The organism is Pseudomonas sp. R1-1 (genome assembly GCF_051132135.1).
GTDB lineage: Bacteria > Pseudomonadota > Gammaproteobacteria > Pseudomonadales > Pseudomonadaceae > Aquipseudomonas.
Window position 1 is genome coordinate 311,911 of record NZ_CP071663.1, and the last position, 13,766, is coordinate 325,676.

13 protein-coding genes are annotated in these 13,766 nt (G+C 61.9%); 6 read left to right on the forward strand and 7 right to left on the reverse strand.

The features are described 5' to 3' along the window. The first annotated feature begins 23 nt into the window (after positions 1-23). The 3 genes from J3P75_RS01420 to J3P75_RS01430 all read left to right on the forward strand — a co-directional run bounded on the left by J3P75_RS01420 (position 24) and on the right by J3P75_RS01430 (position 3,355). The gene (locus tag J3P75_RS01420) at positions 24-1,934 is read left to right on the forward strand and encodes an ATP-binding cassette domain-containing protein (RefSeq protein ID WP_434709075.1); all 1,911 of its coding nucleotides are present in this window, start codon (positions 24-26) and stop codon (positions 1,932-1,934) included. Continuing rightward, complete coding sequence (locus J3P75_RS01425; RefSeq protein ID WP_093097147.1) at positions 1,934-2,515, forward strand: mechanosensitive ion channel family protein; 582 nt, start codon at positions 1,934-1,936, stop codon at positions 2,513-2,515. The genes J3P75_RS01420 and J3P75_RS01425 overlap by 1 nt, the downstream gene beginning before the upstream one ends. 207 nt (positions 2,516-2,722) lie before the next feature. After that, entirely contained in the window at positions 2,723-3,355 is a 633-nt protein-coding gene (locus J3P75_RS01430) for a LysE family transporter (protein ID WP_434709076.1), read from the forward strand. A gap of 119 nt (positions 3,356-3,474) precedes the next feature. Here J3P75_RS01430 and J3P75_RS01435 read toward each other — a convergent pair whose 3' ends face one another. From J3P75_RS01435 to J3P75_RS01455, 5 genes are all read right to left on the reverse strand, one after another. Beyond that, positions 3,475-4,218, reverse strand: a complete 744-nt coding sequence (locus J3P75_RS01435; RefSeq protein WP_434709077.1) for a penicillin-binding protein activator LpoB — start codon at positions 4,216-4,218, stop codon at positions 3,475-3,477. Between the two features lie 3 nt (positions 4,219-4,221). Next, a complete protein-coding gene (lpoB, locus tag J3P75_RS01440; protein WP_039757415.1) occupies positions 4,222-4,809 on the reverse strand; it encodes a penicillin-binding protein activator LpoB in 588 nt (195 codons plus the stop codon). Between the two features lie 36 nt (positions 4,810-4,845). Beyond that, entirely contained in the window at positions 4,846-5,220 is a 375-nt protein-coding gene (locus J3P75_RS01445) for a YcfL family protein (RefSeq protein WP_090287397.1), read from the reverse strand. Between the two features lie 15 nt (positions 5,221-5,235). After that, positions 5,236-6,630 carry a COG3014 family protein gene (locus J3P75_RS01450; RefSeq protein WP_434709078.1) on the reverse strand — a complete coding sequence of 465 codons (1,395 nt, stop codon included), beginning with the start codon at positions 6,628-6,630 and terminating at the stop codon, positions 5,236-5,238. Between the two features lie 207 nt (positions 6,631-6,837). Further along, positions 6,838-8,226 carry a COG3014 family protein gene (locus J3P75_RS01455; protein WP_434709079.1) on the reverse strand — a complete coding sequence of 463 codons (1,389 nt, stop codon included), beginning with the start codon at positions 8,224-8,226 and terminating at the stop codon, positions 6,838-6,840. Positions 8,227-8,391: 165 nt separating this feature from the next. On the opposite strand from J3P75_RS01455, the gene J3P75_RS01460 reads away from it, so the two are divergent. Together J3P75_RS01460 and J3P75_RS01465 are read left to right on the forward strand one after the other, a co-directional pair. Then, positions 8,392-10,287: an FTR1 family protein gene (locus tag J3P75_RS01460; RefSeq protein WP_434709080.1), complete on the forward strand. Its 1,896-nt coding sequence runs from the start codon at positions 8,392-8,394 to the stop codon at positions 10,285-10,287. A 92-nt stretch (positions 10,288-10,379) separates the two neighbouring features. Further along, entirely contained in the window at positions 10,380-10,838 is a 459-nt protein-coding gene (locus tag J3P75_RS01465) for a YaiI/YqxD family protein (protein WP_090287388.1), read from the forward strand. Positions 10,839-10,986: 148 nt separating this feature from the next. Here J3P75_RS01465 and elbB read toward each other — a convergent pair whose 3' ends face one another. Together elbB and J3P75_RS01475 are read right to left on the reverse strand one after the other, a co-directional pair. Next, on the reverse strand, positions 10,987-11,655 hold the full coding sequence (gene elbB, locus J3P75_RS01470) for an isoprenoid biosynthesis glyoxalase ElbB (RefSeq protein ID WP_090287386.1): 669 nt from the start codon (positions 11,653-11,655) through the stop codon (positions 10,987-10,989). A 225-nt stretch (positions 11,656-11,880) separates the two neighbouring features. Further along, on the reverse strand, positions 11,881-12,540 hold the full coding sequence (locus tag J3P75_RS01475) for a DedA family protein (protein WP_434709081.1): 660 nt from the start codon (positions 12,538-12,540) through the stop codon (positions 11,881-11,883). A 207-nt stretch (positions 12,541-12,747) separates the two neighbouring features. Between J3P75_RS01475 and hemB the strand changes: the two genes are divergently transcribed. Then, a complete protein-coding gene (gene hemB / locus J3P75_RS01480; RefSeq protein WP_434709082.1) occupies positions 12,748-13,761 on the forward strand; it encodes a porphobilinogen synthase in 1,014 nt (337 codons plus the stop codon). Positions 13,762-13,766: the final 5 nt, after the last annotated feature.

Below are 13,766 nucleotides of genomic sequence, written 5' to 3' on the forward strand. Positions count from 1 at the left end.
AGCTGGTAGACTCCGCCGCCATTATGATCCGACTTCAGAACCTGACTTTACAGCGTGGCCCGCAACGTCTGCTAGAAGACGCCGAGCTGACTCTGCACGCCGGCCACAAAGCCGGCCTCATCGGTGCCAACGGCGCCGGCAAATCCAGCCTTTTTGCCTTGCTGCGCGGCGAGTTGCACCCGGATTCGGGCGATTGCCTGCTGCCGGCCGACTGGCGCATCGCGCACATGCGCCAGGAGGTCGACACCCTCGAGCGCCTGGCGGTCGACTATGTGCTCGACGGTGACCTGCGCCTGCGCGAAGTGCAGCGCGAGCTCGCCGCCGCCGAGGAGGCCCACGACGGCACCGCGCTGGCGCGCCTGCACGCCGAGCTCGACAGCGCCGACGGCTACACCGCCGATGCGCGGGCGCGCAAACTGCTCGCCGGTCTCGGTTTCAGCAACGAGCAGATGGATCGTCAGGTCGGCGATTTCTCCGGTGGCTGGCGGATGCGTCTGAACCTGGCGCAGGCCTTGATGTGCCCATCGGACCTGTTGCTGCTCGACGAACCGACCAACCACCTGGACCTCGACGCGATCATCTGGCTCGAGGACTGGCTGAAAAGCTATCCGGGCACCATGCTGCTGATTTCCCACGACCGCGACTTCCTCGATGAAGTGGTCGATCACGTGGCCCACGTCGACCAGCGCAAGCTGACGCTCTATCGTGGCGGCTACACCGCGTTCGAGCGTGCCCGTGCCGAGCGTCTGGCCCAGCAGCAACAGGCCTACGAGAAGCAGCAGGCGCAGCGTGCACACATGGAAAGCTACATCGCCCGCTTCAAGGCACAAGCGACCAAGGCTCGTCAGGCGCAGAGCCGGATCAAGGCCCTTGAGCGAATGGAAGAACTGTCGGCGGCGCACGTCGATTCGCCGTTCGATTTCGTTTTCCGCGAATCGAGCAAGATCTCCAGCCCGCTGATCGATCTTTCCGATGCGCGTCTGGGCTACGGCGACAAAACCATCCTGGAGAAGGTCAAGCTGCAACTGACCCCGGGCGCACGGATTGGTCTGCTGGGGCCGAACGGCGCGGGTAAATCGACCCTGATCAAGAACCTCGCCGGCGAACTTGAGCCGCTGGCCGGGCGCCTCACCCGCGGCGAAAACACCGTAGTCGGCTACTTCGCTCAGCATCAGCTCGACTCGCTCGATGCCAAGGCCAGCCCGTTGCTGCACTTGCAGCGTCTGGCACCGACCGAGCGCGAGCAGACCTTGCGCGATTTTCTCGGCGGTTTCGACTTCCGCGGCGCGCGCATCGATGAGCCGGTGCTGAATTTCTCCGGTGGTGAAAAGGCCCGTCTGGCGTTGGCGCTGATTGCCTGGGAACGGCCGAACCTGCTGCTGCTCGACGAACCGACCAACCACCTCGATCTGGAAATGCGCCTGGCGCTGACCATGGCCCTGCAGGAATTCAGCGGCGCGGTACTGGTGGTGTCTCACGATCGGCATTTGCTCAAGAGCACCACCGACAATTTCTACCTGGTCGCTGATGGCAAGGTCGAAGAATTCGATGGCGATCTCGAAGACTATGCGCGCTGGCTGGTCGAGTACCGTCAGCGCAACGCGCCGGTGAACAACACCCCGGTCAACCCGGACAAAACCGACAAGAAAGCCCAGCGTCAGGCGGCTGCAGCGCTGCGTCAGCAACTGGCGCCGCACAAGCGTGAGGCCGACAAGCTCGAAGCCGAGCTGGGCAAGCTGCACGAAAAACTTGCCAAGATCGATGCCAGCCTCGGCGACAGCGACATCTACGAGCCGGCGCGCAAGAACGAACTGCGCGATCTGCTCGCCGAGCAGGCCAAATTGAAGGTTCGCGAAGCCGAGCTTGAAGAAGCCTGGATGGAAGCGCTGGAGACTCTGGAAAGCATGCAGGCGGAGTTGGAGGCGTTGTCCTGATGGAGGCGTTCAAGCTGCCGCTGCCGGCAATGTGGATCGAGCCGATCTGGCTCGGCGTGCAGATTCTGTTGATCCTGCTCGCCGGCTACCTGACCCAGCGCGTGGTCGCCAGGGGCCTGACCCGTCTGGGTGAGCGCTATCCGTTCCCGCCACAATTGCTGATGCCGCTGCGTGGTGTATTGCGCTGGCTGATCATGGGCAGTGCGGTGATCTTCGTGCTGGAACGGCTCGGGGTCTCAGCGACGGTGCTGTGGACCGCGCTCTCCGGTTTTGTCGCGGTGGCGGCGGTGGCGTTCTTTGCCATGTGGAGCGTGTTGTCGAACCTGCTCTGCGCCATTCTGATCTTTACCGTCGGGCCGTTCCGCCTGGGCGATGTCGTCGAGCTGGTCGATACGACTGACAAACCGGGGGTCAAAGGGCGCGTGGTGGCGATCAACCTGCTCTACACCACGTTGATCGAGGCCGAAGAACTCGGCACCGGCAGCGCCATGGTCCAGGTGCCCAACAGCCTGTTCTTCCAGCGTTCGGTACGGCGCTGGCGCGGGACGGATGTGTTTCCTTCCAGCGGGTTTGAGAAGTAATTTCTACGTCGTCTGTTCCGACGCCTTCGTCGGAACGCCGCCCGGAGCAGGCTCGCTCCCACATTGGAATGCATTCCCCTGTGGGAGCGAGCCTGCTCGCGAAGGGGCCGTCAGCCGCACCTGCAGCATTCAGCAAGAAATCGGTAGTCATCCACACGAACCCGCATTAGCTTATGCCTTTGTCACAAGCACGAGCCGAGGTGTGCGATGGAGTTTCAAACATGGCTGGCGTTTTTCGCCGCCTGCTGGGTGATCAGTCTGTCGCCGGGTGCCGGCGCCATCGCGTCGATGTCCAGCGGTCTGCAATACGGTTTCTGGCGCGGTTACTGGAACGCCCTCGGCCTGCAGCTCGGCCTGGCGGTGCAGATTGCGATTGTCGGCGCCGGAGTCGGCGCGATCCTCACGGCTTCCGCCACGGCGTTCCATGCGATCAAATGGTTCGGCGTAGCCTATCTGGTTTATCTGGCGATCAAGCAATGGCGCGCACTGCCCATGGACATGAGCGATGACGCCGCGGTGCGGCCGATCGGCAAGCCGCTGGCGCTGGTATTTCGTGGGTTTCTGGTGAACATCAGCAATCCCAAGGCGCTGGTGTTCATGCTCGCGGTACTGCCGCAGTTCATCAACCCGCATGCGCCATTGCTGATTCAGTATCTGGTGATCGGGGTGACGATGATCTTCGTCGATCTGATCGTCATGGCGGGCTACACCGGGCTGGCTTCGAAGGTGCTGCGGTTGCTGCGCACGCCGAAGCAGCAACGCCGCATGAACCGGACGTTTGCCGGGCTGTTCATCGGTGCGGCAGCGTTTATGGCGACATTGCGCAAAGCGGCGGTGTAAACCGCGCAGGCACAAAAAAAGGCGACCCGGGCGGGTCGCCTTTTTTGTTTTCTGTTGACTGACAGAGTGGGACGCAGAGCGTCCCGGGATGCATTCCCACGCTGAGCGTGGGAAATCAGTCAGCGCAGAATCACCGGCGCAGTGTCGCGCGGCAGATTGTTGCGCTGTGGTGCCTCGCGCGGCTGCTCGTAGCCGTCGCCACCGAGCTGCATGCTCAGCTGTCCGGCCACGTCTTCACCCAGCGCCTTCGACACGTCACGCACCACCCGTGGGCGGTTCAGCGAGATCTTGATGTCGCGCTGGTTCACCAGTTTGGTGTCCTGCGCTTCGCCCATCGCCGTGAAGGCCGAAGTGATCTCGAAGGTCCTGGTGTTGATCAGGCTGAAATCCGCCACCAGCGTCAGGCCCAGTACCGCCGAATAGCTGTCGGTGTGCGCCAGCTCATTGATGTCCTGGGTGAAGTCGATATCCGACACGGTGCCGAAAAGCACGTAGTCGGCGCCCTTGAAGTTGCCGGCCTTGATGCGTTTGATCACGTCGTACACATCGCCCTTGGACGAGGCGGTGTACGGCGTGCCCTGCACCAGCTGGAACATGCCGGTACGCAGGATCTCACCCTTGATGTCGCCGGTGAATTTACGCAGCTCGCCCTGCTCGATGTAGCTGGTGGTCGCTTCGATCTCGTTGTAGCTCGAAGAACCGCTGGAGCTGTAGTAACCCTCGCGGTGATTGCTCTGCGCCGAAACGATGTGGATGTATTGCTCCACGCGTTCCTGGTACGCCAGATCCGTCACCGCGACTTTCGGGGCCGCTTGCACGCTGAACGCGCAAGCCAGGGCCATCATGCCAATCCATGTGCGCATTGCTTAACGCTCCGTGGTTTTGCGGATCTCTTTTTCGTCCATCCACTCGGCCAGACCGCTTTCGACGTCGATCAGTTGCAGGCTGAATTTGTAGAAGACGTCCTTGTAGTCGCTGCTGCGCTTGACGATCGAGCTGATCGAACCTTCGATGCGGTACTTGGCGGCGATCATGTTGCCCGTCTTGGCCACGGTGCTCTTTTTGTACAGACCGCTCTGGTTCTGCAGCTTGAGCTGGTCAACCTGGCTCTGCATCGCATTGTTGTCGCTGGCGAAACGCGCAACGCCGGTCTTCATCAACTGGGTCTTGATGCTGGTGGTGATTTCGCGGGTATCGATGTACTCGCTGGTCTTGTTCTTCACATCGTAGACCTGAACCACGGGACGGCCCTGCAGAATGCCGGACTGAGCCAGCGAGCGGGTCATCGACTCGGCGATCATTTGCAGGTCGGTCGAACCGAATTCGTTGGTCACGGTTTCTACCGCTTTGGTGTCGCCGTAGCTGATGTTCTTGCTGCCCAGCGTCGGCGAGGTGTTGGCGCAACCGGAGGCCAGCAGGGCGATGACAGCGATGCAGGAAAAGCGTGCAAACATGGGAGTGATCTCTGAATCAGGAATAGGATGACGGGCTTAGGGCGTTTTGATTTCCAGACGGAAATCCATCGCTTTCGGGGTCGGGGCGATGGCCTGAATGAAGCTGGTCTGGGCGCCGTACATCATCTGGCTTTTCCAGACTTCTTCTTCGGCCACCGGGAAACCTTCTGCGCCAAGCCAGGCGAAGCGGTAGTAGAAAATCTTGTTGCTGTTGAGGGTGTTGCTCAACTGCACGTTGACCGTCATGAAGCCGTTCTCGCGAGCGACGCGCATGGCGCCGACGACGATGTGTTTCTGCGGGCCCATGGCCACGACTTTGCTCGCGGCGCTGCCCGGCTCTGGCGGTGGCGGGGTGGCGCAGCCGCTCGCCAGCAAGGCGAGGGCGGCGACGGCGATGAGTTTGAAGCGCATGCAAAGACTCCGTTCTTAAGGTTGTTTGAGGCTGGCGACGCTGGTCGCGGCGGCATTCGGGATGACGTGGGCAGCGAGGCCCCCAGCGAACACGTGATTGCCCACGGCGCGCAGGCTGATCACCTGGTAACGCTGGTCGACGCTGACCTTGACCACCGAGCCGCCCACGGCGCTCGGCAGCGTGACCTGATGTTCGCCCTTCTTCAAGCGCAGACGCACCACCTGAGTGTTGTCTGGCAGCGTGCGCCATGTACGGGTATCGGCACCTTCGAGCACCGCTGAAGAAATACCCACGGCGAGGCCAGCCAGCGGGTTGGTTTCGTTGATCTGTTTTTGTGCCACGCCTTTGGTGATCGCCCGCACGGTGGTGCGCACGATGATCCCTGGCATATCGTCACGCAGGGCACGGCGCGACATGGCGGTGGTGCTGTTGAGCGCGGTCAGGTCGACTTGCTGGCCGTCGACGCCAATCTGCGCAAACGGCGCGGTGGAGGTGTCCGGCTTGATGATCGGGAACGACAGCGGGGTGATCACCACGTTGTTGGAGATCGGCAATGGCAGCGGCACGCGGATCGAATCGCGGGCTGGGGCGAGACCGCTTTGCACCACAATCAGGATGTCGCTGTCGTCGGATTTGCTCGGCTTGTCGAGATTGACCAGGGCCTGCTCCAGCAACGGTGTGTTCGGGCGCAACTCGGCGGCTTTGCGATAACCCGGTGCAGCCAGATCCTTCTCGCCCAACGCTTCGTAAACGAAGCCGGCGAGGTAGTGGCTGAACGCACTCTGATAGCTGTTTTTCAGGCCCACCACTTCCGGGGCGTCGAGACTGGCGACCGGGTAACCCTGCAAATCCTTGTACTGGGTCTTGATCCCTTCTTTCTCGGCCTCTTCTTCGCTCTTGAGGTATTCCTTGTCGCGCAGATCGGCGATGACTGCCTCACGCTCGTGAGTGCGCTTGATCGCGGTGCGCGCGCCGTCGAAATCGTTGACCGCAAGCAGGTTCAGGGCCATTTGCGTGGTCAACATGACCTTCTCGTAGTCGTAGCCTTCGTAGCGACGGACTTTGTCGTTGACCAGGAAACTGCCGAACTGGGCGAGGTACTTTGCGCTGTCGAGCTTGACTGCGTCTTCCCACTGACCGACCACTTGATCAGCGCTGGTCCAGGCATTCTGGCTGCCGGACAGGTCACCCTTGGCGCGCAGCAGTTCACCTTTCTCGAAGTAATAGAGCAGGTCTTTGTCCGGGCCGCTGTTGTTCTTTTCCAGCAGGGTCAGTGCGGCGTCAACGTTGCCGGAGGCCAGTTGCTGGTTGGTCTGGGCCAGTTCGGAGTCGTAATTGCGAAAGGCCGAGCAGCCGGACAGCAGCGTGACGGCGCTGAGCGCGAGCAGAGTGGGAGCGCGGAATGCCATGGGTACTTCTTCCCTGAGTAGCGATAACTGCAGCCGCGGGTGCTGGTCGGGCTGATGTGACCGATCGACAGGGGCCCTGGCCTCCTGCCAATTCCTCTTGCGAGAGGAGCTTTGATGCCGGCTCGCCGGAGGCGAGGGCGCGGCATTATAAGCGTGGCGTGATGGCTATGTAATGCCTTTTTGATACCGCTTTATGCTTCGATGCCACTATCGCGTCGAGTCCGCCACTGCGCGGGAGGGCTGGAAGGCGCTGCCGTTGGCAAACACTCTGGCGCCGAGCGCGCGCACGGTGACGACCTGACGATTCTGATCGATACGGATTTTCAGCGGCGCGCTGCCGATGGCATCAGGCAAGGTGATCGAGTGCTCACCTTGTTTCAGGCGCAGGCGCACTACCTGGGTCAGATTGGGCAGTGTCCGCCAGGTGCGCGTGTCGGCGTGTTCGAACCCGTCCCAATGGGTCACATACGACGCTTTGCTCGGGTCGCGGCGGTTATCCCGGCCTTGCACGTCAGCAGCGAGGAAGGCTCGGTAGGTGGTGCGCTGGATGATGCCGGGCATGTCGTCGCGCAAGGTGCGCCGAGACATGTCAGTGATGCTGTTGACCATGGTCAGCTTCCTTTGCCGGCCATCGATGCTGATCTCGGCCAGCGACGGCGTTGAGGTGTCGGGCACCATGACCGGAAACGAGATGTTGGCGACAATGACCTGTCCATCTTCCAGTTTGACTGGATAAGGCACACGCAGCGAACTGCGCGCGGGTGCGAGGCCGCTTTGCACGATGATCAGCACATCGCTCTCGCCGGCCTTGAGGCCGGGGCTGTCGAGGTCGCGCAGCGCCTGTTGAAAAAATGGCAGATCCGGGCGCAATTCGATGGCCTGACGATAGCCGGGTGCAGCGAGATCCTTTTCTCCCAGCGCTTCATAGGTAAAGCCAGCAAGGTAATGACTGAAGGCGCTCTGGTAACCGTTCTTCAGGGCGATCACCGCCGGCGCGTCGAGCATCACCACCGGATACCCCTGCAGATCTTTGTAGTGCACGCGAGCGCCCTGTTTTTTCGCTACCTCTTCGACGCGTTCGTATTCCAGCTCGCGCTGTCGGGCGATCAACGCTTCGCGTTCGTGGGTTTTCTTGATGTCGGCGCGGGCACCGTCGAAGTCATTCACGGCCAACTGGTTCAGGGCCATCTGTGTGGTCAGCATGACCTTTTCATAGTCGTAACCGTCATAGCGACGCAGCTTGTCATTGATGATGCCGCCCCATTCCTTACCCATCGCTGCCAACAGCTTGTCGCCGGTGGTTTCAATGGTGTCCTGACGCTCGATGACCATTTGCTCGGCACTGCGCCAGGCGGCCTGACTCTGTGGCAGTGCCCCGCCCGCACTCAACACCGCGCCCTTCTCGAAGTAATAGAGCAGGTCTTTTTGCTCGTCGGGGTTGTGCGCCTCGATCAGGGCGAGGGAGCCGTCAACGTTGCCCTGCTTCAATTGCTCGGTAGTCTGCTCCAGCTCCAGATCGTAGTTGCGATAAGCCCCGCAGCCGACCAGTTGCACAGCGGCGGTCAGTAGCAGCGAAAACAGCAGGCAGTGGCGCATGGAACAGGTCGTCCTTGAGGGTAGCGGGCGGCTGCCCGTTGCGGGTGCCGATGGTGGCATAGTGCTTGGTGGTTGCAAACATTCCTGCCGATATCGACAAAGCTTGAGTGAAACGTCTACGAAGTGAACAATATGTAACTTCGCATTTCCATTTGAGACTCGTTCATGACTGCCTCGTCCCGATTGCTGGCCTGGCTGCTGTTCCCGTTGTTTGCCCTGAGCAGCCTGCCGCTGCTGGCCGATACCGTGGAAGGCGCGCCGCAGGCGTTGCACCTGCTCGATTACCTCAGCGCGGATTACCCGCCAACGGTCGAGGCGGGAAAGGTCGTCGACGACGCTGAATACCGCGAGCAACTGGAATTCACCCAGGCGCTGCAAGGGTTGATTGCCGGCATGCCGGCCAAACCGGAAAAAGCCGCACTGGAGCAAGGCGTCAGCGCCTTGCACACTGCGATCAGCGCCAGGCAGAACGGTGCCGAGGTTGCGCGGCAGGCGCGGCAATTGGGCGCGCAACTGGCGGTGGCGTACGAAGTCAGTCAGGCCCCGATCATCACCCCCGACCCAACCCGTGGCGCACCGTTGTATGCGCAGAATTGCTCGGTGTGCCACGGCGACAGCGGTGCCGGTGACGGCCCGGCCGGGCTCGGCATGTCCCCAGCGCCGGCGAATCTGCGCGACGCGGCGCGGATCGATCACCTGAGCCTGTACGCGATCTACAACACCCTCGGCCAAGGCGTCGAAGGTACCGATATGCCGGCGTTTGCCGATCAGCTCGACGATCGGCAGCGCTGGGATCTGGCGACCTACATCGCCGGTTTCAGTGCCGACGCCACGGCGGCAAAAGCCGACAAGACCTACAACATTGCTGATCTGGCCCGCCAGACCCCGGCCGAAGTGCAGGCCGACGAAGGCCCGCAAGCTGCGGCGACGTTCCGTGCGCAACGGGCGCAGCCGCCGCAGGTCAAGCGTGGCCCGGCGCAGTTGCTCAACTACACCGCGGCGACGCTGGACAAGAGTCTGGCGGCCTACCGCGCCGGTGAGCACGATCAGGCTTACGACCTGTCGGTCGCGGCGTATCTGGAAGGCTTCGAGCTGGTCGAAAGTTCGCTGGATAACGTCGACGCCAACGTGCGCAAGGACACCGAAAAATCGCTGATGGCGTATCGGCAATCCTTGCAGGACGGCCTGCCGGTCGAGCAGGCCGAGCAACGTCTGGACGCGGCCAAGGGCAAACTCAAGGAGTCGGCCGGTCTGTTGGGCAGCGATGGCCTGAGCTGGTCGCTCAGCTACATCTCCGGGCTGCTGATTCTGCTGCGCGAAGGCCTGGAAGCGATTCTGGTGCTGGCGGCCATCCTCGCGTTCCTGCGTAACACCGGGCAGCAATCGGCAGTGCGCAGCGTCAACGTCGGCTGGGGGCTGGCATTGCTGGCCGGCCTGGGCACCTGGGCGCTGGCGGCGTATGTGATCGATGTCAGCGGTTCGCAGCGTGAATTGCTCGAAGGCGCGACGGCCCTGTTCGCCAGTGTCATGGTGTTGTGGCTGGGCGTGTGGATGCACGATCGCCGGCATGCGGCCGCCTGGCAGGACTACATCAAGAGCAGTCTGGTTGGCGGTGGCGGGCGTTTCGGCTTCGCAATCCTCGCGTTCTTCTCGGTGTATCGCGAGCTGTTCGAAGTGATCCTGTTCTATGAAACCCTGTGGCTCCAGGCCGGACCTGCCGGGCACAACGCGGTGCTGGCAGGCGGGGCGACGGCGCTGGTGCTGCTGGTCGGTCTGGCGTGGGTGATCCTGCGCGGCTCGGCGAAATTGCCGCTGACGTTGTTCTTCAGCATCAATGCGGCACTGTTGTGCGCGTTGTCGGTGGTGTTTGCCGGGCATGGCGTGAAAGCGCTGCAAGAGGCCGGGATCTTCGGCACGCGGCCAGTGGCGTTCTTTGAATTCGACTGGCTGGGTATCCATGCCGATGCCTATTCGTTGGCGGCGCAGGCGGTGGCGATTCTGGCGATTGTTGTGTTGTATGGGCGTAGTTGGGTGGCGGAGAAGCGCCGGGTAACGGCTTAAAGGCATTCGCTGCGCTCATATTCGCGAGCAGGCTCGCTCCCACAGGGTCGGTGTGTATCCTGTGGGGCGAGCCTTTGTTTTGGAGGTAGAAAATGCGTGTCTGGATTGATGCCGACGCCTGCCCGCGGGCGGCGAAGGATCTGGTGGTGAAGTTCGCCCTCAAGCGCCAGTTCGAGGTGGTGCTGGTAGCTGGGCAACCGCAGACAAAGCCAGGGCTGGCGATCGTCAAACTGATCGTGGTGCCGAGCGGGCCGGATGCGGCGGATGATTATCTGGTCGAGCACGCGGTGCCCGGTGAGCTGGTGATCTGCAGCGATATCCCGCTGGCCGACCGCTTGGTGAAGAAAGGCGTGGCAGCGCTGGATCCGCGCGGCAAGGAGTTCGATGCGCAGAACATGGGCGAGCGTCTGGCGGTGCGCAACCTGTTCACCGATTTGCGTGAACAGGGGCAGGTCAGTGGCGGCCCGGCGCCGTTCGGCGAGCGCGAGAAGCAAGCGTTTGCCAATGCGCTGGACCGGATTCTCACCCGACTGACACGCGCCGCCGGTTGATGATCGTTCCCACGCTCTGCGTGGGAATGCAGCCTTGGACGCTCTGCGTCCGCTGTTATTGGTCTACATCTGGGGTGAGGCCGGAACGCGGAGCGTCCCTGAATGCATTCCCACGCGGAGCGTGGGAACGATCAGGTGAAAGAGCGGATCAGGCGTCGTTTTCGTGGGTCAGTTCGAGCACGCGGTCGACCAGTTTGTTGATGCCCGACGCCGCTTCACTGATGGTCTGCGCCAGCATGTAGGCCGGGGTGGTGACGAGTTTGCGCGCCTTGTCTTCGACGATCTCGGTCACTGCGCACTCTTCGTGGGTCGCGCCCATTTTGCTCATGGCCGCGGCGGTGTCGGCATCGTTGCCGATGGTGCAGGTCACGCCGGGGCCGTAGATTTTCGCTGCCAGCGCCGGGGAAATGCAGATCAGGCCGACCGGTTTGCCCGCTTCGGCAAACGCCTCGGCCAGCGCCAGTACTTCAGGCTGAACGCTGCAGCCAGCGCCTTCGATGGCGAAGTTCGAGAGGTTTTTCGCCGCACCGAAACCGCCCGGCACGATCAGCGCGTCGAACTCCTCGACGTCGGCGTCGCGGATGTCCTTGACGTTGCCACGGGCAATGCGCGCCGACTCCACCAGCACATTGCGCGATTCGGGCATTTCCTCGCCGGTCAGGTGATTGATCACATGCAATTGCGCGATGTTCGGCGCGAAGCACTGCACCTGCGCGCCGCGCTGATCGAGGCGCAGCAGGGTAATCACGCTTTCCTGGATCTCGGCGCCGTCATACACGCCACTGCCGGACAGGATCACTGCAACTTTTTTGCTCATGGGTTTCTCTCCAGATTCATGGCGCTCAATGTCCACTAAATCGTCGCGCGTTGCCAGAGGCGCAACGGGCGGCGGTATCGGGCACAGAACCCTCTCTTCATGGATCGCAACGGCGGCGGGGTGTTCATTTTTTGCGGGCGACGCAAGCGTGCCGGGAGGGGAAACAGTAGGGCGTGAAGACCCGGCGCACCGGGCATGGCCGCAGGCATGAGAGCGTGCGGCGCTTTATTCGGTCGGGGTCTTGGGTTCGGCGGGGCCGGAGGCTTCGGCGTTGCGCAACTGTTCGTCCTCAGCGGCTTTGGCCAGTTGCTCGTCCTGATAAATCTGCCTGGCCAGGCGCGCGTTCTTGAAGCGCCGGCGCAGCCACAGCCCGAGGCCGAGGATCAGCAAGGCGCCGAGCACCCAAAGCTCGTATTTCTTGATGCTGCCGAGCATGCCTTCAAGCACCGCACCGAAATGATACGCGGCCGCTGCCAGTGCCGTGGCCCAGATCGCCGCGCCAATGCCGTTGAGCAGCAGGTAACGTCCCGGCGGATAACCCGACAGGCCGATCGCCACCGGCATCACGGTGCGCAGACCATAGACAAAGCGAAAACTCAGGACCCAGATGTCCGGATGCTTGCGGATATGCTCCAGCGCACGGTCGCCCATCAGCTGCCAGCGCGGCTTGCGCGCGAGCAATTTGCGCCCGTGCTTGCGGCCGAGGAAGTACCACAGTTGATCGCCGGCATAACTGCCGCAGAAGGCCACGACCACCACCAGGTTGATGTCCATGTATCCGCGGAACGCGAGGAAGCCTGCGAGCACCAGAATGGTTTCGCCTTCGAAGAACGTGCCGAGAAACAAGGCAAAGTAGCCAAAGTCGTGCAGAAATTGTTGGAGCATTGTCTGGGTGCTGGCGAAATGAACGCGCAGCCTAACCCTTCGGACACATTCATGAAAGTGTCCAAATGTGTCTCGACGTGAACATTTCCTACGCTGACAATGGAATGCGGCTACGTGACACGGGGCACACATAACTGTCATCTGTTGGTCATAATGGCCGTCTATAACTGTCACGCTCGCCCGTTTGCCCGGGCTCAGGAGTCCGCCGTGAGCTTTACCCCCGCCAATCGCCTGTTCCCTGCCACCCGTCTGCGTCGCAACCGCCGTGATGATTTTTCGCGTCGGCTGGTGCGGGAAAATGTGCTGACGGTCGACGACCTGATCCTGCCGGTGTTCGTGCTCGACGGCGAAAACCGCCGCGAAGCGGTGGCGTCGATGCCGGGTGTTGAACGGCTGACGATCGACTTGCTGCTCGAAGAAGCGGCCAAGTGGGTCGAACTGGGGATTCCGGCGCTGGCGCTGTTCCCGGTCACCCCACCGGAACTGAAATCCCTCGACGCTGCCGAAGCCTGGAACCCGCAAGGAATCACCCAACGCGCGACCCGCGCGCTGCGTCAGCGTTTTCCGGAGCTGGGCATCATCACCGACGTGGCGCTGGATCCGTTCACCACGCACGGCCAGGACGGCATCCTCGACGAAGACGGCTACGTGCAGAACGACATCACCGTTGATGCATTGGTCCGCCAGGCGTTGTCCCACGCGGAAGCGGGTGCGCAAGTTGTCGCGCCGTCGGACATGATGGACGGTCGCATCCAGGCCATTCGTGAAGCGCTGGAAATCGCCGGTCACGTCAACGTGCGGATCATGGCCTACTCGGCCAAGTACGCCAGCGCCTATTACGGCCCGTTCCGCGATGCGGTCGGGTCGGCCAGCAACCTGGGCAAAGCCAACAAGGCGTCCTACCAGATGGACCCGGCCAACAGCGACGAAGCGCTGCACGAAGTCGGTGCGGACCTGGCCGAAGGCGCGGACATGGTCATGGTCAAGCCGGGCATGCCGTACCTGGACATTCTTTTGCGGGTAAAAGATGCCTTCAAGGTGCCGACCTTCGTCTATCAGGTCAGTGGCGAGTACGCCATGCACATGGCCGCAATTCAGAATGGCTGGTTGAGCGAAGCGGTGATTGTCGAATCACTGACCGCCTTTAAACGTGCCGGTGCAGATGGCATCCTGACTTACTTTGCCATTCGTGCCGCTCAATTGTTACGAGAGCAGAAATAGCCCTC

Bases quoted from the DNA above. Each gene is read 5' to 3' on its own strand.
- J3P75_RS01420 (WP_434709075.1), top strand. From the start codon at position 24: ATGATCCGACTTCAGAACCTGACTTTACAGCGTGGCCCGCAACGTCTG.
- J3P75_RS01425 (WP_093097147.1), top strand. From the start codon at position 1,934: ATGGAGGCGTTCAAGCTGCCGCTGCCGGCAATGTGGATCGAGCCGATC.
- J3P75_RS01430 (WP_434709076.1), top strand. From the start codon at position 2,723: ATGGAGTTTCAAACATGGCTGGCGTTTTTCGCCGCCTGCTGGGTGATC.
- J3P75_RS01435 (WP_434709077.1), bottom strand. From the start codon at position 4,218: ATGCGCACATGGATTGGCATGATGGCCCTGGCTTGCGCGTTCAGCGTG.
- lpoB (WP_039757415.1), bottom strand. From the start codon at position 4,809: ATGTTTGCACGCTTTTCCTGCATCGCTGTCATCGCCCTGCTGGCCTCC.
- J3P75_RS01445 (WP_090287397.1), bottom strand. From the start codon at position 5,220: ATGCGCTTCAAACTCATCGCCGTCGCCGCCCTCGCCTTGCTGGCGAGC.
- J3P75_RS01450 (WP_434709078.1), bottom strand. From the start codon at position 6,630: ATGGCATTCCGCGCTCCCACTCTGCTCGCGCTCAGCGCCGTCACGCTG.
- J3P75_RS01455 (WP_434709079.1), bottom strand. From the start codon at position 8,226: ATGCGCCACTGCCTGCTGTTTTCGCTGCTACTGACCGCCGCTGTGCAA.
- J3P75_RS01460 (WP_434709080.1), top strand. From the start codon at position 8,392: ATGACTGCCTCGTCCCGATTGCTGGCCTGGCTGCTGTTCCCGTTGTTT.
- J3P75_RS01465 (WP_090287388.1), top strand. From the start codon at position 10,380: ATGCGTGTCTGGATTGATGCCGACGCCTGCCCGCGGGCGGCGAAGGAT.
- elbB (WP_090287386.1), bottom strand. From the start codon at position 11,655: ATGAGCAAAAAAGTTGCAGTGATCCTGTCCGGCAGTGGCGTGTATGAC.
- J3P75_RS01475 (WP_434709081.1), bottom strand. From the start codon at position 12,540: ATGCTCCAACAATTTCTGCACGACTTTGGCTACTTTGCCTTGTTTCTC.